A 20,334-nucleotide genomic window follows, 5' to 3' on the forward strand; every position below is an offset into this window, starting at 1 on the left:
GGCTTCCTCACCATTCGGTTCCGGCCTGCGCGCCGATGCCGGCCCGGAAAGCGTGCTTCACCACCTGCATCTCGGTGACGGTGTCGGCGATCTCGATCAGCTCGGGCGGCGCCGCGCGGCCGGTGATCACCACGTGCTGCATCGGCGGGCGGTCGAGCAGGTCGGCGATCACGGTGTGCACGTCGAGGTAGCGGTACTTGAGCGCGATGTTCAATTCGTCCAGCACGACCAGGCCGATGTCCGGATCGGCCAGGAAGCGCTTGGCCTGCAGCCAGGCTTCCTGGGCCTTGGCGGTGTCGCGCTCGCGGTCCTGGGTCTCCCAGGTGTAGCCTTCACCCATCGCGTGGAAACTCACCTCGACCGGGAAGCGGCGCAGGAACAGCTCTTCGCCGGTCGACATCGCACCCTTGATGAACTGGACCACGCCGACCTTCATGCCGTGCCCCAGTGCGCGCGCGACCATGCCGAACGCGCTCGAGCTCTTGCCCTTGCCGTTGCCGGTGTTGACGATGATGATGCCGATGCGCTTGTCGGCGGCGGCGATGCGCGCATCGATGATCTCCTTCTTGCGCTGCATGCGCTCGCGATGGCGCTCGTTGAGGGTCGATCCGTTCAGGTCACTCATGCTGGAACTCCTGGGGAATGAAAATACGGCGGCCGCCGTGCTCGAGGGCCTCGAGCGGATGGCCGAGTACATGGCTCAGCCGCGCAGGCTGCATGGCCTCCTGCACGGGACCGGCGAACCAGCCGCCGTCGCCATCGGCGCCCAGCAGCAGGGCATGGGTCGACACCGCATAGGCCAGGTTCAGGTCATGGCCGATGGCGATCACGGTCTTGCCCTGCTCGCGGCACAGGCGCGCCAGCAGCGACATCGCCTGCACCTGGTGCGCCAGGTCGAGCGCGCTGGCCGGCTCGTCGAGCAGCAGCAGCGGTGTGTCCTGGGCCAGCAGCGCGGCGATCGCAACGCGCTGGCGCTCGCCGCCGGACAGCGTGCGCACGTCGCGCGCGGCCAGGTGCCCGGCCTGCATCGCATCAAGCGCGCGCATGGCCGCCTCGTGGTCGTCGCCGCCTTCCCAATAGCGGTCGGCGTGGTAGGGGTGACGGGCGGCCAGCACGGTGTCGAGCGCACGGTAGGCGAACGCGTCGTGGCGCGACTGCGCCAGGTAGGCGCGCTGGCGCGCCAGGTCCTCGAGCGGCCAGTCGGCCAGAAGCCGGTCCTGTACGATCACGCTGCCGGCCTCCGGCTGGCGCAGGCCGGCCAGCGTGCGCATCAGCGTGCTCTTGCCGGCGCCGTTGCGGCCGACGATGCTCCAGCATTCGCCGGCGTGCGCCTGCCAATCCAGCGCGCGCACCAGCACGCGGCCAGCGACGGACAGCGTCAAGGTTTGTGTGGCGATCGCGCTCATATGAGCCTCATGCACGCAGCCGGTGCAGTTGATACAGGAACACCGGCGCACCGATCAGGGCAGTGATCGCGCCCACCGGCAGCTGCACCGGCGCGACCACGGTGCGCGCCAGTGTGTCGCACAGCACCAGGAAGCCGCCGCCGGCCAGCACCGCGCTCGGGGCCAGTACGCGGTGGTCGGGGCCGAAGGCGAAGCGGCAGGCGTGCGGCACGATCAGGCCGACGAAACCGATGGCGCCGGCACTGGTCACCGAGCTCGCGGTCAGCAGGCCGGACACCAAAAACAAACCCTTGCGCAGCGCGCCGACGCGGATGCCGAGCGTGGCCGCGGCTTCCGCATGCAGGGCGGAGACGTTCATCGCGCGCGCGTTGTGCAGCGCATAGGCGAGGCTCCCCGCCAGCACCACCCAGGGCAGCAGGCGCGGACTGGCGCCGGCCAGGTCGCCGATCATCCAGAACACCATGCTGCGCAGCTGCCCGTCGGGTGCGATCGACAGCATCAGCGTGACCAGCGCCATGCAGGCCGAGGAGAGGATCACGCCGGTCAGGAGCAGTTGCGACGCGCCGCCCTCGGCCGCGCCGCCGCCGCGCAGGTCGCGCCGCGCCAGCAGGTAGAGCAGCATCGACACCGTCACCGCCCCGATCAGTGCGGACGCGTCGACCGTGACCGCGGCGCACATCAGCAGCAGCGCCAGCAGCGCGCCGACCGAGGCGCCGGCCGAGATGCCCAGCACGTACGGGTCGGCCAGGGGGTTGCGCAGCAGCGCCTGCATCATGACGCCGGCCAGCGCCAGCGCGCCGCCGCTGACGAAAGCGACCAGCGCGCGCCCGGCGCGCAAGGCCAGTAGCGAAGCCGCGAGCGATTCCTGGCGGCCGTGCAGCAGCTGGTCCAATGCGTCCGGCAGCTCGGCGACGTGCACCGCGACCGAACCGGTCATCCCGGCCACCAGCAGGCTGGCCAATGCGGCGAGCAGCAGCGCCCCGACGATCAGAAGGGCGCGTTGGCGGTGCGCTTGCGGGGCAGCGTGCATGAGGTGTTCAGCGAATGGTCAAGTGAGCGTTAATGAAAGCCGTAGCGCAGCGCCGCGAACCAGCTGCGCCCGGCCGTGCCGTAGAAGCGCGCCAGTTCGTAGCGCTCATCAAAGGCGTTGTCGAGGCGGACCAGCAGCGACCAGTCGCCCGTGAAGCGCCAGTCAGTGTACAGGTTCAGCAGGCTATAGCCGCCGAGGCGGTTGCGGTTGGCGGCATCGTCGTAGCGCGCGCCTGACGCCTGCAGCTCGGCGCCGAGGTCGAACCGGCCGATCGCATAGTCGGCGGCGAAGGTCGCGTGCCTGCGCGCGCGGCGCGCCAGCAGTTTGTCGGTGGTCTCGTCGCGCGGATCCTGCAGGTCGGCGCTGGCGCGCAGGCGCAGGTCGCCCAGGCGGTGCTGGGCAGACAGCGTCAAGCCCTCGAGCAGCGCATGGTCGACGTTGTAGGCGCAGCTGCCGGTGATGGTTGGCGAAGGGCAGGGCGAGGCCGAGACGATCAGGTCGCTCACGCGGTTGCGATAATAGTTCGCCTGCAGTTCGGTGCCGGCCAGGTCGTAGCGCAGGCCGGCCTCCAGGTTGCGGCCCTTTTCCGGCTTGTTGGCCGGCAGGCCGTAGCCGGGGTAGTACAGCTCGTTGAAGGTCGGCGCACGGAAACTGGTGCCGAGGCTGGCAGTCGCACGCAGGCCTTTACGCAATTCATAGCCGTAGCCGAGCGCACCGGTGGTCTTGCTGCCGTAGTCCGAGTCGTCGTCGCGCACGCTCAGGTCCAGCAGGTGCGGGCCGCGTTGCATGGCGTAGGAGGCGGCCAGCGAGTTGGTGATGCGCGCGCGGTTCAAGCCGGCGGTCGAGCTGGACCCGACTTCTTCCTTGCGATGGTTGGCCAGCACCTGCACGGTATCCGGACCGAGCGCGATCGTGTTCTGCCAGGTCAGCTCGTCCTGGCGCGTGTTCAACTGGCTGACGCCGCTGGCGGCGGCGCTGGTGAAGCTGCCCAGCTTGTCGAACGAGCGCGCGGCCTGCACGCTGCTGCGCCAGTTGGGCAGGAAGCGGTCGTTCAGGAACAGCGCGTAGCTGTCGACGTCCTGGATGTTGTGGGTATCGAAGCTGGCGGCGCTGCTGTCGTACTGGGCGCGCACGCGGCTTTGCAGGAACTGGGCGCCGAGCTCGTGGCCCTCGGCCAGTTGCAGCGCCACGCGGCCGGTGACGCTGTTGCGCCGGTAGCCATCGTCGTCCGGGTTGTAGCCGAAGGCGCCGGGACGGGTCGCCGAGAAGCCGCTCGCGGTCTCGTGCTCGCCGGTGATCGCGTAGCTGAGCGCATGTTCGCCGCCGCTGGACCCATTCAGGCTGGCCGAGCCCTGGCGCGTGCCGTAGCTGCCGCCGCCGGCGCTGGCGCTGAAGGCCGGCGCGCCACTGCCTTTTTTGGTGAAGATCTGCACCACGCCACCGATCGCATCGGCGCCGTACAGCGAGCTCAATGGCCCGTAGACGATTTCGATGCGCTCGATCGTCGACAGCGGGATCGCATTCCAGCTGGCCACGCCGGTGGTCGAGGAGCCGATGCGCACGCCGTCGACCAGCACCACGACCTGGTTGCTGTTGGCGCCGCGCAGGTAGACGCTGGTGCTGGCGCCGGCGCCGCCGTTGCGCACGATCTCGATGCCGCGCTGGCGGCGCAGCACGTCGGCGACGGTGCCGGCGCCGGCGCGCGCGATCTCGGCGTCGTCGATCACGACCGTGTCGGCGATGACTTCATCGGCGCGCTGCGGCGTGCGGGTGGCGGTGACGACGACGGTGTCGGCAGGGGCAATATCCGGCGATGCGGATGCGGCGGATGCGCAGGGCGCGGCAAACAGGGAAGCCAGCAAAAGCGCGAGCGGCAGCGCGAACGAAGGCGCTGCCGTCTGGCGTGGAACCGGAAAGCTCATCAACAATTATTCTTCAGCAGACAACCGGCCGACGTCCCCGTCAACCGGATGGAACAGAGGCGCGCCGGCAGCGGTCGCGCTTCCACCTTTTGGCCGGTATCCGGGCTGGCAAGTCTGGCCGTCCGACCTTCCCATGCATGCGCACAGTGGTATGTGAAGACGGTTGCCGCGTACGTCGACGCGGCACTTGCTTACCGTTGCGGGGGCAGCACGCGTTGGCCTGTCGATCGACAGGCTTCGCGTTTCCCGTTTAACTGCGACCGAGGACTCGGGCGCGAGCACCAAAACCCCGCAATTATACGTGGTTTGGTATCTTGTTTGATGGCCCGCGTTCTCAAACTTCCAGCGTCAGCAGGGCGCCGTACTCGATCTGGTGCGGCGTTTGTGCGGCCTGCAGTGCGGCCTGTTCAAGCGTTGCGCCGGCGGTCAGCCGGGTGATCTGCGTGAGAAGGCGGATGGTGCCGGCGTGGCACACCAGCAGGGCTTGCGCGGCGCCGCTGTGGCGCAGCTCGTCAAGGAAGGCGGCCACGCGGCGCGCGACGTCGAGCACGTTCTCGGCGCCGCCGGGACGGTAATGCAGCAGGTCGGCGGCCCAGGCGTCGACTTCATCACGCGCGATCGTGGACCAAGGCTGCAGTTCCCAGCGGCCGAAGTCCATCTCCATCAGGCGCGCGTCGAGCCGAAGGCGGCGCGGCCGCAGGGCTTGGGCCAGGTCCGCGCAGCGGCGCAGCGGGCTGGCGTAGACCGGCAGGTCGTCGTGGGCGCCGTCAAACAGGGCGGCCCCGCGCAGGCACGCGCAGGCGCGGGCGAGTTCGTCATCGGCGACCGGCACGTCGCTTGCGCCGTAGCACAGGCCCGGGCCGACCAGGGGGCGCGGATGGCGCACGAGGTGGAGCTTCATCGCCGGGTCAGTTTGGCCAGGCGCCGTGGCCGAGGGCCGCCAGGATCGCCACGTAGATCAGCGCTTCGGCCAGCTGCTGCACCGCGCCGAGGCAATCGCCGGTGTAGCCGCCGAGACGGCGCACGAACAGGCGTCCCAGCCACAGCGCGGCGGCGAGCGCAGAGGCGATGGCGGCCAGGATGGCAAGCGGTGCGCTCCAGCCGGTGGCGAGCAGCAGTGCCGCGGGCAGGCCGGCGCCGAGCGCGGCGATCGCGAACTCGGCGTTCGTCATCTGGTGGGCCAGCGGCTTGGCCTTGCCTTCGCCGCGCACGTATTCGAGCTTCCAGATCAGCGCCGTCGCCGCCAGGCGCGACAAGGGATGGGCGAGCAGCAGGGCGGCGACGGCGGTATGGGGCGGGAGCATGGCCAGCGCCGACAGTTTGGCCGCCAGCATGCACACGATGCCGATCGCGCCGTAGGCGCCGACGCGCGAGTCTTTCATGATCTCGAGTGCGCGCTCGCGCGTGAGGCCGCCGCCCAGGCCATCGCAGGTATCGGCGAAACCGTCTTCATGGAAGGCACCGGTGATATAGATCGACGCCGCGGTCGACAGCACGGCCGCCACCGGCGCCGGCAGCACGAGCGCCGCGGCAAAGTACACGGCGGCCGCGATTGCGCCGACCACGACGCCGACCAGCGGGAAGTAGCGCGACGCGTGCTGCAGCCAGCTGGCTTCGAAGCCGACCCAGGCCGGGATCGGCAGGCGCGTGAAGAACTGCAGCGCGATGAAGAACAGGCGGACCTGCTGCATCAGGCCGGGGCGTCGCCGCCGATTTTTTCGCTGACCGCCGCCGAGCCGAAGGTCGCCATCTCGTTCAGGAAGTTGGCGGCCGCATGCAGCAGCGGTAGGGCGAGTGCGGCGCCGGTGCCTTCGCCCAGGCGCAGGCCGAGCTGCAGCAGCGGGTTCGCACCAAGCGCGTCGAGCATGCGGAGGTGGCCGGCTTCGTCCGAGCAGTGGGCGAACACGCAGTAGTCGAGGATGGCCGGGGCGATGCGCGCCGCGACCAGCAGCGCGCTGGTGACGATGAAGCCGTCGATCAGCAGCAGCTTGCGGCGCTCGGCCGCTTGCAGCATGGCGCCGGTCATCATCGCGATCTCGAAGCCGCCGAAAGTGGCGAGGACGTCGACCGGGTCGGCTATGCCGGCATGGCGCTTGACCGCGTCTTCGATCACGCGCTGCTTGCGCAGCACGCCTTCGGGCGACAAGCCGGTGCCGGCGCCGACGCATTCCGCCACCGCCGTGCCGGTCAGCTTGTGCATCAGCGCGGCGGCGGCGGTCGTGTTCCCGATGCCCATCTCGCCGAAGCCGATCACGTTGCCGGGCAGGTCGGCCGCGAACGCAGCGCCCGCTTCGATGGCGCTGGCGCATTGCGCGCGCGTCATTGCCGGTTCGACGGCGAAATTGCGGGTGCCGTGGGCGATCTTGCGGTCGACCAGACCGGCGCGGGCGCCGAAATCATGGGCGACGCCGGCGTCGACGACGTGCAATGCGCAGCCGTTCTGACGCGCGAACACATTGATGGCGGCGCCGTTGCCCAGGAAGTTTTCCACCATTTGCCAGGTGACGTCTTGCGGATAGGCGGAGACGCCTTCCGCGACGACGCCGTGGTCCCCTGCGAATACGACGATGGCCGGGCGGTCGATCGATAAGGACACCGTCTCTTGCACCAGTCCAATCTGTTTCGCCAACCGTTCGAGCACGCCGAGGCTGCCGAGCGGCTTGGTCTTTTGGTCGATGGCGTTATCGAGTTGAGCGGCCAAGACAGAATTGGCCGTGGAAGCGATCTGGGGAATACGCATGAGAAGAAAGCCGGTATTGAGAATCGGGCAAAGATAGCACACGGACAAGCGTTGCAGAATGATCGCGGCTTTGCTATAGTTCGCCTCCTGCTTCTGCAGCGCACGAAAGTTTAACGGAAACAAGGAGTTAAGCTTTTCATCTCAGCAACATCGAGCGCACTGCAGAAAACGAAGGGGTTGACGAGTAACGCGAAACACAGCATAATCTCACTTCTCTGCTGCTGACGAACAAAACGATTCGCACAACGCAGCAAGGCAATACAGAACACAGTTCTTTAACAATAAACAGTCGATAAGTGTGGGCGTTTGATGAGGTGCCGGCAGCCGCGTAAGTGGCTGCTGAATACTTAAATTATCAAATGTTCACGCAAAAGAAATACGTTGTCTCAGCAATGAGGCGACGGTCAGTATTTTGAGTGGGCGACTCTGCTAGCAATAGCAGATGACACGAAAGTGTCGGAAACAGAGATTGAACTGAAGAGTTTGATCCTGGCTCAGATTGAACGCTGGCGGCATGCTTTACACATGCAAGTCGAACGGCAGCGCGGGGCAACCTGGCGGCGAGTGGCGAACGGGTGAGTAATATATCGGAACGTACCCAGAAGTGGGGGATAACGTAGCGAAAGTTACGCTAATACCGCATACGATCTACGGATGAAAGTGGGGGACCTTCGGGCCTCATGCTTTTGGAGCGGCCGATATCTGATTAGCTAGTTGGTGAGGTAAAGGCTCACCAAGGCGACGATCAGTAGCTGGTCTGAGAGGACGACCAGCCACACTGGGACTGAGACACGGCCCAGACTCCTACGGGAGGCAGCAGTGGGGAATTTTGGACAATGGGCGCAAGCCTGATCCAGCAATGCCGCGTGAGTGAAGAAGGCCTTCGGGTTGTAAAGCTCTTTTGTCAGGGAAGAAACGGCCTGGGTTAATACCTTGGGCTAATGACGGTACCTGAAGAATAAGCACCGGCTAACTACGTGCCAGCAGCCGCGGTAATACGTAGGGTGCAAGCGTTAATCGGAATTACTGGGCGTAAAGCGTGCGCAGGCGGTTTTGTAAGTCTGACGTGAAATCCCCGGGCTTAACCTGGGAATTGCGTTGGAGACTGCAAGGCTGGAGTCTGGCAGAGGGGGGTAGAATTCCACGTGTAGCAGTGAAATGCGTAGAGATGTGGAGGAACACCGATGGCGAAGGCAGCCCCCTGGGTCAAGACTGACGCTCATGCACGAAAGCGTGGGGAGCAAACAGGATTAGATACCCTGGTAGTCCACGCCCTAAACGATGTCTACTAGTTGTCGGGTCTTAATTGACTTGGTAACGCAGCTAACGCGTGAAGTAGACCGCCTGGGGAGTACGGTCGCAAGATTAAAACTCAAAGGAATTGACGGGGACCCGCACAAGCGGTGGATGATGTGGATTAATTCGATGCAACGCGAAAAACCTTACCTACCCTTGACATGTCAGGAAGCCTGGAGAGATCCGGGTGTGCCCGAAAGGGAACCTGAACACAGGTGCTGCATGGCTGTCGTCAGCTCGTGTCGTGAGATGTTGGGTTAAGTCCCGCAACGAGCGCAACCCTTGTCATTAGTTGCTACGAAAGGGCACTCTAATGAGACTGCCGGTGACAAACCGGAGGAAGGTGGGGATGACGTCAAGTCCTCATGGCCCTTATGGGTAGGGCTTCACACGTCATACAATGGTACATACAGAGGGCCGCCAACCCGCGAGGGGGAGCTAATCCCAGAAAGTGTATCGTAGTCCGGATCGCAGTCTGCAACTCGACTGCGTGAAGTTGGAATCGCTAGTAATCGCGGATCAGCATGTCGCGGTGAATACGTTCCCGGGTCTTGTACACACCGCCCGTCACACCATGGGAGCGGGTTTTACCAGAAGTAGGTAGCTTAACCGCAAGGAGGGCGCTTACCACGGTAGGATTCGTGACTGGGGTGAAGTCGTAACAAGGTAGCCGTATCGGAAGGTGCGGCTGGATCACCTCCTTTCTAGAGTGGCACCTGAGCTAACGCTCAGCATCAAGCGCCTACGCTTATCGGCTGTTGAACAGAGAGAACAGTTTCGGGGCTGTAGCTCAGCTGGTTAGAGCACCGTGTTGATAACGCGGGGGTCGTTGGTTCGAGTCCAACCAGCCCTACCACGTTGCCTTCATCGTGTTTGATCCGTAAAAATCATCTGGCTCTGCCAGGGATTTTTACCTCGACCCACAAAAAAGTAGGTTTGTACTTTTTTGTGATGAAGTTTGGGGGATTAGCTCAGCTGGGAGAGCACCTGCTTTGCAAGCAGGGGGTCGTCGGTTCGATCCCGTCATCCTCCACCATCGACTGTTCAGACTATTCTTATCAAAACATAGCGTTGCTATATTTTGATAAGTGTAGTTCTCGTTCTTTAACAATCTGGAAGAAGTAAAGTTTTCTTTAAGCGTGTAGTTGATCCAACGATCAAATGCACACTTAGGGTAGAAAATCTGTATGTATCAAACAAAGTAAGCTGAACTTGATCTATGACGTTCCCTGACACTCATGCAGGGGCCAACGTTATAGGGACAAGTGAATAAGTGCACATGGTGGATGCCTTGGCGATTACAGGCGATGAAAGACGTTGTAGCCTGCGATAAGCTACGGGGAGCTGGCAAACGAGCTTTGATCCGTAGATGTCTGAATGGGGAAACCCGGCCTTTTAGGTCATCGCATGCTGAATACATAGGCATGCGAAGCGAACGCGGCGAACTGAAACATCTAAGTAGCTGCAGGAAAAGAAATCAACCGAGATTCCCAAAGTAGTGGCGAGCGAAATGGGATGAGCCTGTACGTAATAGTCGAACAGATAGCAAAGTCCTCTGGAAATAGGAACCATAGTGGGTGATAGTCCCGTATGCGAAATCTGATCGGTAGTACTAAGCGTACGATAAGTAGGGCGGGACACGTGAAATCCTGTCTGAAGATGGGGGGACCATCCTCCAAGGCTAAATACTCGTAATCGACCGATAGTGAACCAGTACCGTGAGGGAAAGGCGAAAAGAACCCCGGGAGGGGAGTGAAATAGATCCTGAAACCGTGTGCATACAAACAGTCGGAGCCTCTTCGTGGGGTGACGGCGTACCTTTTGTATAATGGGTCAGCGACTTACATTCAGTGGCGAGGTTAACCAAGTAGGGGAGCCGTAGAGAAATCGAGTCCGAACAGGGCGACAGTCGCTGGGTGTAGACCCGAAACCAGGTGATCTACCCATGGCCAGGATGAAGGTGCGGTAACACGCCCTGGAGGTCCGAACCCACTAATGTTGAAAAATTAGGGGATGAGCTGTGGGTAGGGGTGAAAGGCTAAACAAACCTGGAAATAGCTGGTTCTCTCCGAAAACTATTTAGGTAGTGCCTCAAGTATCACCATCGGGGGTAGAGCACTGTTATGGCTAGGGGGTCATTGCGACTTACCAAACCATTGCAAACTCCGAATACCGATGAGTGCGAGCTTGGGAGACAGACGTCGGGTGCTAACGTCCGGCGTCAAGAGGGAAACAACCCAGACCGCCAGCTAAGGTCCCAAAGATTGGCTAAGTGGAAAACGAAGTGGGAAGGCTAAAACAGTCAGGATGTTGGCTTAGAAGCAGCCATCATTTAAAGAAAGCGTAATAGCTCACTGATCGAGTCGTCCTGCGCGGAAGATGTAACGGGGCTAAGCCAGTCACCGAAGCTGCGGATATATTTCTCGTGATTTATCACTTGATCTATATGGTAGGAGAGCGTTCTGTAAGCCTGCGAAGGTGTCTTGTGAAGGATGCTGGAGGTATCAGAAGTGCGAATGCTGACATGAGTAGCGATAAAGAGGGTGAAAAGCCCTCTCGCCGAAAGCCCAAGGTTTCCTGTTCAACGTTCATCGGAGCAGGGTGAGTCGGCCCCTAAGGCGAGGCAGAGATGCGTAGCTGATGGGAAGCAGGTTAATATTCCTGCACCGTCGTATGATGCGATGGGGGGACGGATCGCGGAAGGTTGTCCAACTGTTGGAATAGTTGGTTTTTGGCTCATAGAAGGTGCTTAGGCAAATCCGGGCACGTGATTCAAGGGGTCGAGACGAGCGGCTTTAAGCTGCGAAGCAATCGGAAGTGGTTCCAAGAAAAGCCTCTAAGCTTCAGTCATACGAGACCGTACCGCAAACCGACACAGGTGGGCGAGATGAGTATTCTAAGGCGCTTGAGAGAACTCGGGAGAAGGAACTCGGCAAATTGGTACCGTAACTTCGGGAAAAGGTACGCCCCGGTAGCTTGATCACTTTACTGTGTGAGGGCGAAAGGGTTGCAATAAACTGGTGGCTGCGACTGTTTAATAAAAACACAGCACTCTGCAAACACGAAAGTGGACGTATAGGGTGTGACGCCTGCCCGGTGCTGGAAGATTAAATGATGGGGTGCAAGCTCTTGATTGAAGTCCCAGTAAACGGCGGCCGTAACTATAACGGTCCTAAGGTAGCGAAATTCCTTGTCGGGTAAGTTCCGACCTGCACGAATGGCGTAACGATGGCCACACTGTCTCCTCCCGAGACTCAGCGAAGTTGAAATGTTTGTGATGATGCAATCTACCCGCGGCTAGACGGAAAGACCCCATGAACCTTTACTGTAGCTTTGCATTGGACTTTGAACCAATCTGTGTAGGATAGGTGGGAGGCTTTGAAGCGGGGACGCCAGTTCCCGTGGAGCCAACCTTGAAATACCACCCTGGTTCGTTTGAGGTTCTAACCTTGGTCCGTGATCCGGATCGGGGACAGTGCATGGTAGGCAGTTTGACTGGGGCGGTCTCCTCCTAAAGTGTAACGGAGGAGTTCGAAGGTACGCTAGGTACGGTCGGACATCGTGCTAATAGTGCAATGGCATAAGCGTGCTTAACTGCGAGACCGACAAGTCGAGCAGGTACGAAAGTAGGACATAGTGATCCGGTGGTTCTGTATGGAAGGGCCATCGCTCAACGGATAAAAGGTACTCTGGGGATAACAGGCTGATTCCTCCCAAGAGTTCATATCGACGGGGGAGTTTGGCACCTCGATGTCGGCTCATCACATCCTGGGGCTGTAGCCGGTCCCAAGGGTATGGCTGTTCGCCATTTAAAGTGGTACGTGAGCTGGGTTTAAAACGTCGTGAGACAGTTTGGTCCCTATCTGCCGTGGGCGTTGGAAATTTGAAGGGGGCTGCTCCTAGTACGAGAGGACCGGAGTGGACGAACCTCTGGTGTACCGGTTGTCACGCCAGTGGCATTGCCGGGTAGCTAAGTTCGGAAGAGATAACCGCTGAAAGCATCTAAGCGGGAAACTCGCCTTGAGATGAGATTTCCCGGAGCCTTGAGCTCCTTGAAGGGTCGTTCGAGACCAGGACGTTGATAGGTCGGGTGTGGAAGTGCAGTAATGCATTAAGCTAACCGATACTAATTGCCCGTACGGCTTGTCCCTATAACCTTGGCAGTCATGCCAACGAGTTCAGCAGTTCGATACAACAGACAAAACAACTTCTTCCAGATTCAGGGCGGCGCCAAGCCAACGCGAACGCGACGCCCGTACAAGTCATGCCTGATGACCATAGCAAGTCGGTACCACCCCTTCCCATCCCGAACAGGACCGTGAAACGACTTTGCGCCGATGATAGTGCTGCAACCAGTGTGAAAGTAGGTTATCGTCAGGCTAATTATTCGCAGAAGCCCGTCCAGTTGATACTGGGCGGGCTTTTTGCTTTGTACATCTTCATTTCAATTTCTGCCTTATCGGTCAAAAATCGTTTTTATGATGGAATCGAGCCGTGATCTACGGTACGATTCGCAATCTTAAACGTATGGCCAGCATATGAACGTACGCAGCGACATTGTCAGCCGAGCCGGCAAAACCAGGTCATTTCGCCTCGCTCATTTGATGGTGTCGTTCGCTTGCGTGATCGTGGCCGTGACAACGCTGCTGCAACTCGGCCTGATCGACCATTTCGCGATCGCGCATGCATCCCAGGAAGCGGAACTCCGGCTGCAGCAACTGTCCTTGCAAATGCGCGATGCGCTCGACCGAACGCTCGACCAGGCGACGCACGACGTGCAACTGCTGTCCGCATTGCCGGACTTGCGCGAGGCGAACAGCCCCGATACCGCCCGCCACATCCTTGAGAACTTGCAGCGCGCCGATCCCGACTATGCCTGGATCGGCATCGCCAAGCCGGATGGCAAAGTGATGGCGGCGACCGGCGGTATGCTGGAAAACCGTGATGTCACTATGCGTCCCTGGTTCCATACCGGCCAACAGAAGCTGGTGACCGAGGATTATCATCCCGCGATCTTGCTCGGCAATCTGCTGCCGCGCAGCGAGGACCCCTGGCGTTTCGTCGACATCGCCGGACCGATCCGCGATAGCCAGGGCAACCTGCGTGGCGTGCTGGCGATTCACCTCAGCTGGCAGTGGGCGCGCACGCTCGCACGCGAGCTTCTTACGCCGGTGATCCGCGAGTTCGGCGCCGAGATTCTGATCGTACGCAGCGACGGCTTTGTCCTGCTTGGTCCGAGCCACCTGGTCGAACAGCGCATCACCACCGACAGCCTGAAGCTGGCCTGGCAGGGCAAGAGCGGCGCGATCGAAGAACGCTGGCCCGATGGCCAGATGTACCTGACCGGTTTCAGCCTGACCGGACGCAACCTTGATCGTCCCGGTCTGCAGTGGGCCGTGCTGGTGCGCCAGACCGAAAGCAAGGCGATGGCTTCGGCGCACGCCTTCGAACACCGCATGCTGTGGCTGAGCGGCTCGCTGGCGGCGGTATTGGCGATCGGCGCCGCCATGCTGGCACGCCGTATCGTCAAGCCGCTGAATGTGCTCAGCGGGGCGATCGAAGATCTGGCGCAGGCACCGGCCAGCGCGGCGCCTGCGGTGATTCCCGAAGTCGGCAGCTTCCATGAAGCGCACGTGCTGTCGGAGGCGTTGCGCCATCTGGTGGACAGCGAACGCCGTCATCGCGATGCGCTCGAGCGTATGAATGCCGAGCTGGAGGAGACGGTAGCGGCGCGCACCGCCGAGCTGCACCAGTTGGTCATGCGCGACGCCCTGACCGGACTGCCAAACCGGCGCGCGCTGATGCAGCTGCTGCCCGAAGCGATGGCGCGGGCAGCACGCCTGGGCCGGCTGTGCGCGGTGCTGTTCCTCGACATGGATGGCTTCAAGCTGGTCAACGACACCCGCGGCCATGAACAAGGTGATGAGCTGCTGCGCCAGTTCGCCACGCGCATCCGGGACAGCATCCGCGAAACCGACACGGCAGTGCGCCTGGCCGGCGACGAGTTCGTCGTCATCCTCGACATGGTCAACGAACGCAGCGACGCCGAGCACAAGGCAAGATTACTGCTGAGTCAGCTGACCCGCCCGTTCCCGCTGCACGGCGGCAGCGTCACGGTAGGCGCCAGCATCGGCCTGGCTGTGCAATTGCCGCATCAGCGACAAGATCCAACCGGCCTGCTGGCGCGCGCCGACCAGGCGATGTACGACGCGAAGCGCAAGGGCAAGGGCCGCGTCTCGGTTGCGGCCATCGACCTGGAAAACTCGGCGCCCTGAACCTTGCCGCGCGAGCGTCAACGGGCAGGGCGCCGATTACGACGAGATGATGCGGGGTCAGACGCCCCAGAGCACGTCGGCTCTCTGGTCGCGCGCTGCGCGCAGCATTTCGAGCAGCGGGTACGCGCGCGTCGAGAACGACACGGCCTGGATTTGATCGTGTTCGGCGTCTTCGTTGTCGCCGTGGTGCGCTTTCACGTCCTGCTCGACTTCATCGGTGGCCTGGTGCTTGCGGCTTTCGTCGATCTCGTGCTCGAGCAGCTGGACTGCCTGCGGTGCTTCCTCGGAGGTAATGACGCCGCGCTCGGCATCCTTGTTCAGCAGGTCGAGGATGCGCTTGGCGTGATCCTGGTACATCAATACGTTCGGGTAGGCTTTGGATTTAAAAGTAATCAGCATAGTTTTCTCGTTCAAACATTCGTAACCAAACGATAACACGACTGCCGCATTGGGGTTGGTTACGGTCCCGTCATCCGGGTCGTCTGCGCAGCAGCCAGGCCAGCAGAAGCGTGACAAACGCCGTCGCCAGGGCCGCGGCGGCGCCCGGGACGTTCATCGCCACGAGCAGCCATCCGGCGGCGCCCCAGGACAGGATATTCAGCATTTCAAAAGCGGTGCACAGGAAGTTCTCCTTGCCGCGCGTTTTGAAATTGCTGCGCGGCGCCGGCCGGCCGAGCCACAGCACGATCAGCCCGGCGCCCAGCACCGCCCCGCTCACGGCAAAGCAGACCATGAACCCGGCGATCGGGGCGCGCAGCACCAGCCAGGCCAGCGGCAGCGCGACCAGCAGCAGCGGCGGCATCGCGGCTGCAGCCAGCTTGGCCAGGCGAATCAGGCGCAGCGGCGCCGGTGCAGAGAGCAGCAGGTCGGGCGCGTCCTCGGCCGAGATCACGATCCAGGCCAGGCTCGCGGTCAGCGAGGCGCACAGCAGCGGCAGGGCGGCGCCGATCGGCGCCAGCGGCGCTTCGCCGGAGCTCAATATAAGAAACAGCAGCGGCGCCAGGTAGATCAGTTGCAGCAACACCTGCGAAATCAAGTGCGGATCGCGCGCGATCAGGCGCCACTCCTTGATGACCACGGTGTCGAACAGGCTGCGCCGCACATGCAGGCGCAGCGGCCCGCTCGGGCGCGCGCGCGTGCGCGAGGTCGACGCGGCTTCCTGCAGGCCGTGCACGAAGAAGCGGTGGGTGCGCGCTACCGTCAGCGCGAACGCGCCCGCCGCCAGCGCCACGACGGCGAGCAGCGGCAGGGGGTGGCCCAGCGCCGCACGGCCGGGCAGCCACAGGGGGCTGTCCGGGGCCAGCATGCCGCGCGCGACCAGGCGCTGCGTCAGGTGCGCTGCGGCCTGCGGATCGCTGCCGTGGCTCATGAAGTTGTAGGCCTGGCTCAGCAGAAACAGCGCCGCACCGGCCAGCGCCGCCACCACCTGCGCCACCACGCGCGTGCGACGCGCGCCCAGCAGGCGCACCAGCAGCAGCGTCAACAGCATGCCGATGCAGGCGGCCAGCACGGCGATCGCGCCCACCACCGGACAGATCGCCAGCCAGCCAGGCCGGCCGAACGCCAGGCCGACGTTGGCGAACGGCGAGAACAGGAAGATGTACAGCGTCCCCGTGCTGACCGCAACCCCGAGCAGGCGCGTGGCGAACACGCTGCGCGAAGGCAGCGGCGAGGACAGCAGCAGGTCGAGGTCGCCGCGTTCGAACAGGACGATCACGCTGCTGCGCAGCGCCTGCGACAGCATGAAGGTCGAACAGATCAGCAGGATCGCGCCGGCCGCCACCGCCAGCAGAGGGTCGGCGCGTACGGCGTCGCCCAGCTTGCTCATCAAGGCGTAGGCGAACGCATGCAGCGCGGCCCAGCCGAGCACGCCGATGACCAGGGTAGCGGTCGCCGGCCGGCGCTTGCCGGCGCGGTTCAGCGCGGCGCCGTACCACGCGTGGCGCAGCTCATGGCCGAGCAGCCACAGGGCGCTGCCGGGCGCGGCATTGCGAAACGGCGCCGGGCGCATCATGGGCTTTCCGTCAGCTGCAGGAACACGTCTTCCAGGCTGTTGCCCTGAGTGCGCTCGCGCAGTTCGGCCAGCGTGCCCTCGGCGATCAGGCGGCCCCGGCGGATGATGCCGATGCGCTGGGCCAGCCGCTCCGCCACTTCGAGGATGTGGGTAGTCAGGATCACGGTGCCGCCGCCTTCGACGTGTGAGAGCAGCAGATCCTTGACCTGGCGCGCGGCGGCGGCGTCCAGCCCGGTCAGCGGTTCGTCGAGGATCAACAGTTCCGGCTCGTGGATCAGCGCGCCGGCCAGCGCCAGCTTTTGCTTCATACCGCGCGAAAAGCCTTCGCTCAGCTCGTGCGCGTGCTGCGTCAGGTCGAGCCAATCGAGCAGGCGGCGTGCGCGCGGCTCCGCGTCTTCGGCGCGCATCCCCCACAGGCCGGCGACGAATTCCAGGTACTCGGTCGGCTTGAGCTTCCCGTACAACATCGGGTCGTCGGGCAGGTAGGCCAGCCGGCGCTTGGCCGAGGCCGGATCGCGCGCCATGTCGATGCCGAACACTTCGACCCGGCCGGCATCCGGCGCCAGCAGCCCGGTGACCATGCGCAGGGTGGTGGTCTTGCCGGCGCCATTCGGACCGAGCAGGGCGTACAGTTCGCCGCGCCGCACTTCCAGGTCGAGGCCGTCGACGGCCGGGCGGCCGAAACTCTTGTGCAGGCCATGCAGGCGCAGCGCCGGCGGCGCGTGGAGGTCAGGCGGGAGGTCGGTCATTGGAGCTTGAAGGACGTGAAGAATTGTTCGAGCTGTTCGGGCGGGACCGCCTCGGGACGGCCCATCACGATCACCTGGTAGAAGCGCTTGCCGCGTGATTCGAAATGGCCGACCAGGCGCATCGGCGCGCCGTTCGCATTGCCGGTGGCGTCGACGTCGAGCGCGGCCCGGTTCTCGCCGCCGCTCGTGGCCGAGGCAGACGCCGATGCCTGCTGCTGCGCGCTGGCGCCGATATTGCGCAGCAGCGCCAGTTTCATCGCCTCGAGCGCGGCCTGGGCGCGCGCCGGATCCTGCGCCTGGGCGGTGCCGACCGCGAAGGTGGCGCCGTCGACCTCGGCCGCCGTCATCGTCATCGCGACGCGCATGCCGTCGAGCTCGATGTCGCGTGTAGAACTGGCCGGCTTGGCCGGGAACGTCACGCGGTAGGGCGCGTCCGGGCTGGCGTAGTCGCGCCAATTGTATTTGGGACTGCAGGCCAGCAGGGCCGGCAGCAGAAGGGCGGCGAGGGCGGGGACGGGACGGAGGGTCATCCGGCGATGGTAGCAAACACCGCGTCCCGGCGATATATCTTCTGCAATTTTTTCAGGCGCCATCTCTGGCCCCATCGCGTCAGCCATCGCGCAGTGCGCGCCGGTACTGGATCGCCTCGGCGACGTGGCCGGCCTCGACCGTGTCCGCATCGGCAAGATCGGCCACCGTGCGCGCCACCTTCAGCACCCGATGGTAGGCGCGCGCCGACCAGTGCAGGCGTTGCATCGCCTCGCGCAGCAGGGTGGACGCGGCGGCATCGAGCCGGCAATGGCGGTCGATCTCGCGCGTCGACAATTGGCGGTTGGCCTTGCCCTGGCGCGCCTGCTGGCGCGCGTGCGCGCGCGTGACGCGCTCGGCGATGGCGCTGCTCGGCTCGCCATCGGCCAGCTGGGCCATCGTCTCTGGCGCCATCGCCGTGACCGGGACCTGCAGGTCGATGCGGTCGAGCAGCGGCCCGGAAATGCGGTCCTGGTAGCGCAGCACCGCGTCGGGCGTGCAGCGGCACCTGGCCGACGGATGGCCAAACCAGCCGCAGGGGCAGGGATTCATCGCCGCGATCAGCTGGAAGCGCGCCGGGAAGTCGGTGTGGCGGGCGGCGCGCGAGATCGTGATCACGCCGGCTTCGAGCGGCTCGCGCAGCACTTCCAGCACCTTGCGGTCGAACTCGGGCAGTTCGTCCAGGAACAAGACCCCGTGATGCGCCAGCGACACCTCGCCCGGGCGCGGTACGCCGCCGCCGCCGACCAGCGCCACGCCCGAACAGGTGTGGTGCGGATTGCGAAACGGCCGGCGCCGCCAGCGCTCGATCGAAAAGCTGCCGGCCAGCGATTGCACTGCGGCCGCTTCCAGTGCCTCGTCTTCGCTCAAGGGCGGCAGCAGGCCGCGAAAGCGCGCGGCCAGCATGCTTTTGCCGGCGCCGGGCGGGCCGACCAGCAGGATCGAATGCAGGCCGGCCGCCGCCACCTCGAGCGCGCGCTTGACGTGCTGCTGGCCTTTCACGTCCGCGAAGTCGGGGTAGACCGGGGCATCCAGGCTGGGCCGCGCCTGGTGGCGCGCCAGGTGTCCGTCCTCGCTCCTGGTTGAAAAATGCGTGCAAACCTCGAGCAGCGTGCGCGCCGGATAGACCATGGCGTCGCGCACCAGCGCGGCTTCGTCGGCGTTAGCGTGAGGCAGGATGAAGGCGCGCGCCGTGCCGCCCGCGTCCCCGGCTTCGCGCCGCATGGCAAAACTCATCGCCAGCGCGCCACGCACCGGACGCAGCTCGCCCGACAGCGACAATTCGCCGGCGAATTCGTAGCCGTCCAGCGCCTCGATGGGAATCTGCTCGGACGCAGCCAGGATGCCGAGCGCGATCGGCAAATCGAAGCGGCCGGATTCTTTCGGCAGCTCGGCCGGCGCCAGGTTGATCGTGATGCGCCGGCTCGGCACTTCGAAGCCGGAGTTCTGCAGCGCCGCGCGCACACGGTCCTTGGCTTCGCGCACTTCGGCGTCGGGCAGGCCGACGATGCTCATCGCGGGCAAGCCATTGGCGAGGTGGACTTCGACGCTGACGGCATGCGCCTGGACGCCGGCGAGGGCGCGGCTGCGGAGAACGGCTAGACTCATCAGGCGTTTTGGTGGAGGATGCGAAGCTGCCCATCATAGGGCGCCGCCGATGAGACCATTTGTGAAGCAGCAAAGAGAAAGAGCAAGCGCATGCCACGACTGATTTTTACCTGCATCGTCCTGGTGACGCTGTTCTGCCTGCTATGCGCACCGGCGCTGGTCGTGGCGCGTCAATTGGAGCGGCGCGGCGACGTGGCCGCCTTGCGCGCGCTGCCGCGCGTATGGATGAGCCAGGTGGTGGTGGCCAGCCTGCTGATCTTCGCCGCCGATACGCTGGGCTGGCGCAATCCGGCCGGCTACATGGTGGGAATCGTGCTGGGCACGGGCGTGGCCGGGGCCGCGCTGTTCGGCGGCTGGCGCATCGTGCGCCGCTGGCTGCGGCGCTCGTCCAGATAAGCGGCGGCGCTTGGGTGCACCACCGTGTACCAAGGCTCCGGTCAGCCCTGGGTGGCCGATGCCGCCAGCTTGGCTTCCAGGTCGGCCACGCGCTGCTCCAGTGCATCGAGCTTGGCGCGGGTCTTGGTCAGCACCTGCGCCTGGATGTCGAATTCTTCGCGCGTCACAAGGTCGAGCTTGGAAAAGCCCTGGGTCATCATCGCCTTCACATTGCGCTCGATGTCCTTGGCCGGCGAATTTTCGATCGCCTGGTTGATCTTGTCCTGCAGGTCGTTGAAGAAGTTGTTCATCGCTATTCCTTAGCCTAAACCGCTTGCACCGGAGCGGTGCGCATGCATCCCATTTGGTGCGTGCACCATCATGAGGCGCG

At 63.6% G+C, this 20,334-nt stretch carries 15 protein-coding genes, 2 tRNA genes, 3 rRNA genes and 1 riboswitch; of the genes, 7 read left to right on the forward strand and 13 right to left on the reverse strand.

Annotation, left to right across the window (positions count from 1 at the left end; genetic code table 11):
* Positions 1-7: 7 nt before the first annotated feature.
* The 7 genes from cobO to cobT all read right to left on the reverse strand — a co-directional run bounded on the left by cobO (position 8) and on the right by cobT (position 7,098).
* A complete protein-coding gene (gene cobO / locus FA90_RS22110) occupies positions 8-625 on the reverse strand; it encodes a cob(I)yrinic acid a,c-diamide adenosyltransferase (RefSeq protein ID WP_036172591.1) in 618 nt (205 codons plus the stop codon).
* On the reverse strand, positions 618-1,406 hold the full coding sequence (locus FA90_RS22115; protein ID WP_036172593.1) for an ABC transporter ATP-binding protein: 789 nt from the start codon (positions 1,404-1,406) through the stop codon (positions 618-620). The genes cobO and FA90_RS22115 overlap by 8 nt, the downstream gene beginning before the upstream one ends.
* 7 nt (positions 1,407-1,413) lie before the next feature.
* Positions 1,414-2,436, reverse strand: a complete 1,023-nt coding sequence (locus FA90_RS22120) for an iron ABC transporter permease (RefSeq protein WP_036172595.1) — start codon at positions 2,434-2,436, stop codon at positions 1,414-1,416.
* Between the two features lie 29 nt (positions 2,437-2,465).
* Complete coding sequence (locus tag FA90_RS22125; RefSeq protein ID WP_036172597.1) at positions 2,466-4,358, reverse strand: TonB-dependent receptor domain-containing protein; 1,893 nt, start codon at positions 4,356-4,358, stop codon at positions 2,466-2,468.
* A gap of 73 nt (positions 4,359-4,431) precedes the next feature.
* Positions 4,432-4,659: riboswitch (cobalamin riboswitch) on the reverse strand.
* 33 nt (positions 4,660-4,692) lie between these two features.
* On the reverse strand, positions 4,693-5,259 hold the full coding sequence (locus FA90_RS22130; RefSeq protein WP_036172599.1) for a histidine phosphatase family protein: 567 nt from the start codon (positions 5,257-5,259) through the stop codon (positions 4,693-4,695).
* A 7-nt stretch (positions 5,260-5,266) separates the two neighbouring features.
* On the reverse strand, positions 5,267-6,049 hold the full coding sequence (locus FA90_RS22135) for an adenosylcobinamide-GDP ribazoletransferase (RefSeq protein ID WP_036172601.1): 783 nt from the start codon (positions 6,047-6,049) through the stop codon (positions 5,267-5,269).
* Entirely contained in the window at positions 6,049-7,098 is a 1,050-nt protein-coding gene (gene cobT / locus FA90_RS22140) for a nicotinate-nucleotide--dimethylbenzimidazole phosphoribosyltransferase (RefSeq protein WP_036172602.1), read from the reverse strand. The genes FA90_RS22135 and cobT overlap by 1 nt, the downstream gene beginning before the upstream one ends.
* A 471-nt stretch (positions 7,099-7,569) precedes the next feature.
* Between cobT and FA90_RS22145 the strand changes: the two genes are divergently transcribed.
* From FA90_RS22145 to FA90_RS22170, 6 genes are all read left to right on the forward strand, one after another.
* Positions 7,570-9,098 (forward strand): 16S ribosomal RNA (locus tag FA90_RS22145).
* Positions 9,099-9,173: 75 nt separating this feature from the next.
* A tRNA-Ile gene (locus FA90_RS22150) sits at positions 9,174-9,250 on the forward strand.
* 104 nt (positions 9,251-9,354) lie between these two features.
* Positions 9,355-9,430, forward strand: a tRNA-Ala gene (locus tag FA90_RS22155).
* A 223-nt stretch (positions 9,431-9,653) separates the two neighbouring features.
* Positions 9,654-12,545: ribosomal RNA gene (locus FA90_RS22160) — 23S ribosomal RNA — on the forward strand.
* Between the two features lie 116 nt (positions 12,546-12,661).
* Positions 12,662-12,774, forward strand: a 5S ribosomal RNA gene (gene rrf, locus FA90_RS22165).
* The 16S, 23S and 5S rRNA genes sit together here with 2 tRNA genes alongside, the layout of an rRNA operon.
* Positions 12,775-12,998: 224 nt before the next feature.
* Positions 12,999-14,669: a sensor domain-containing diguanylate cyclase gene (locus FA90_RS22170; protein WP_239700909.1), complete on the forward strand. Its 1,671-nt coding sequence runs from the start codon at positions 12,999-13,001 to the stop codon at positions 14,667-14,669.
* 57 nt (positions 14,670-14,726) lie between these two features.
* On the opposite strand, the gene FA90_RS22175 is transcribed toward FA90_RS22170, so the two are convergent.
* The 5 genes from FA90_RS22175 to FA90_RS22195 all read right to left on the reverse strand — a co-directional run bounded on the left by FA90_RS22175 (position 14,727) and on the right by FA90_RS22195 (position 19,568).
* Complete coding sequence (locus FA90_RS22175; RefSeq protein WP_036172606.1) at positions 14,727-15,068, reverse strand: DUF1840 domain-containing protein; 342 nt, start codon at positions 15,066-15,068, stop codon at positions 14,727-14,729.
* Positions 15,069-15,138: 70 nt separating this feature from the next.
* Positions 15,139-16,683: a hypothetical protein gene (locus tag FA90_RS22180; protein WP_197065340.1), complete on the reverse strand. Its 1,545-nt coding sequence runs from the start codon at positions 16,681-16,683 to the stop codon at positions 15,139-15,141.
* The gene (locus tag FA90_RS22185) at positions 16,680-17,432 is read right to left on the reverse strand and encodes an ABC transporter ATP-binding protein (RefSeq protein ID WP_036172608.1); all 753 of its coding nucleotides are present in this window, start codon (positions 17,430-17,432) and stop codon (positions 16,680-16,682) included. The genes FA90_RS22180 and FA90_RS22185 overlap by 4 nt, the downstream gene beginning before the upstream one ends.
* A complete protein-coding gene (locus FA90_RS22190; RefSeq protein ID WP_036172610.1) occupies positions 17,429-17,962 on the reverse strand; it encodes a hypothetical protein in 534 nt (177 codons plus the stop codon). Before FA90_RS22190 ends, FA90_RS22185 begins: the two co-directional genes overlap by 4 nt.
* Positions 17,963-18,041: 79 nt before the next feature.
* On the reverse strand, positions 18,042-19,568 hold the full coding sequence (locus tag FA90_RS22195; RefSeq protein WP_036172612.1) for a YifB family Mg chelatase-like AAA ATPase: 1,527 nt from the start codon (positions 19,566-19,568) through the stop codon (positions 18,042-18,044).
* A gap of 90 nt (positions 19,569-19,658) precedes the next feature.
* Here FA90_RS22195 and FA90_RS22200 point away from each other — a divergent pair, with 90 nt between their 5' ends.
* Positions 19,659-19,964 (forward strand): hypothetical protein, encoded by a 306-nt coding sequence (locus tag FA90_RS22200; protein ID WP_036172614.1) that lies wholly within the window; start codon positions 19,659-19,661, stop codon positions 19,962-19,964.
* A gap of 41 nt (positions 19,965-20,005) precedes the next feature.
* On the opposite strand, the gene FA90_RS22205 is transcribed toward FA90_RS22200, so the two are convergent.
* Positions 20,006-20,254 carry an accessory factor UbiK family protein gene (locus tag FA90_RS22205; protein ID WP_373994621.1) on the reverse strand — a complete coding sequence of 83 codons (249 nt, stop codon included), beginning with the start codon at positions 20,252-20,254 and terminating at the stop codon, positions 20,006-20,008.
* Positions 20,255-20,334: the final 80 nt, after the last annotated feature.

The organism is Massilia sp. 9096 (genome assembly GCF_000745265.1).
In the GTDB taxonomy this organism is placed as follows: domain Bacteria; phylum Pseudomonadota; class Gammaproteobacteria; order Burkholderiales; family Burkholderiaceae_D; genus Telluria.

Excerpts from the sequence above, each read along its gene's own strand:
- cobO (WP_036172591.1), bottom strand. The coding sequence starts at position 625 with ATGAGTGACCTGAACGGATCGACCCTCAACGAGCGCCATCGCGAGCGC.
- FA90_RS22115 (WP_036172593.1), bottom strand. The coding sequence starts at position 1,406 with ATGAGCGCGATCGCCACACAAACCTTGACGCTGTCCGTCGCTGGCCGC.
- FA90_RS22120 (WP_036172595.1), bottom strand. The coding sequence starts at position 2,436 with ATGCACGCTGCCCCGCAAGCGCACCGCCAACGCGCCCTTCTGATCGTC.
- FA90_RS22125 (WP_036172597.1), bottom strand. The coding sequence starts at position 4,358 with ATGAGCTTTCCGGTTCCACGCCAGACGGCAGCGCCTTCGTTCGCGCTG.
- FA90_RS22130 (WP_036172599.1), bottom strand. The coding sequence starts at position 5,259 with ATGAAGCTCCACCTCGTGCGCCATCCGCGCCCCCTGGTCGGCCCGGGC.
- FA90_RS22135 (WP_036172601.1), bottom strand. The coding sequence starts at position 6,049 with ATGCAGCAGGTCCGCCTGTTCTTCATCGCGCTGCAGTTCTTCACGCGC.
- cobT (WP_036172602.1), bottom strand. The coding sequence starts at position 7,098 with ATGCGTATTCCCCAGATCGCTTCCACGGCCAATTCTGTCTTGGCCGCT.
- FA90_RS22170 (WP_239700909.1), top strand. The coding sequence starts at position 12,999 with ATGGTGTCGTTCGCTTGCGTGATCGTGGCCGTGACAACGCTGCTGCAA.
- FA90_RS22175 (WP_036172606.1), bottom strand. The coding sequence starts at position 15,068 with ATGCTGATTACTTTTAAATCCAAAGCCTACCCGAACGTATTGATGTAC.
- FA90_RS22180 (WP_197065340.1), bottom strand. The coding sequence starts at position 16,683 with ATGATGCGCCCGGCGCCGTTTCGCAATGCCGCGCCCGGCAGCGCCCTG.
- FA90_RS22185 (WP_036172608.1), bottom strand. The coding sequence starts at position 17,432 with ATGACCGACCTCCCGCCTGACCTCCACGCGCCGCCGGCGCTGCGCCTG.
- FA90_RS22190 (WP_036172610.1), bottom strand. The coding sequence starts at position 17,962 with ATGACCCTCCGTCCCGTCCCCGCCCTCGCCGCCCTTCTGCTGCCGGCC.
- FA90_RS22195 (WP_036172612.1), bottom strand. The coding sequence starts at position 19,568 with ATGAGTCTAGCCGTTCTCCGCAGCCGCGCCCTCGCCGGCGTCCAGGCG.
- FA90_RS22200 (WP_036172614.1), top strand. The coding sequence starts at position 19,659 with ATGCCACGACTGATTTTTACCTGCATCGTCCTGGTGACGCTGTTCTGC.
- FA90_RS22205 (WP_373994621.1), bottom strand. The coding sequence starts at position 20,254 with ATGAACAACTTCTTCAACGACCTGCAGGACAAGATCAACCAGGCGATC.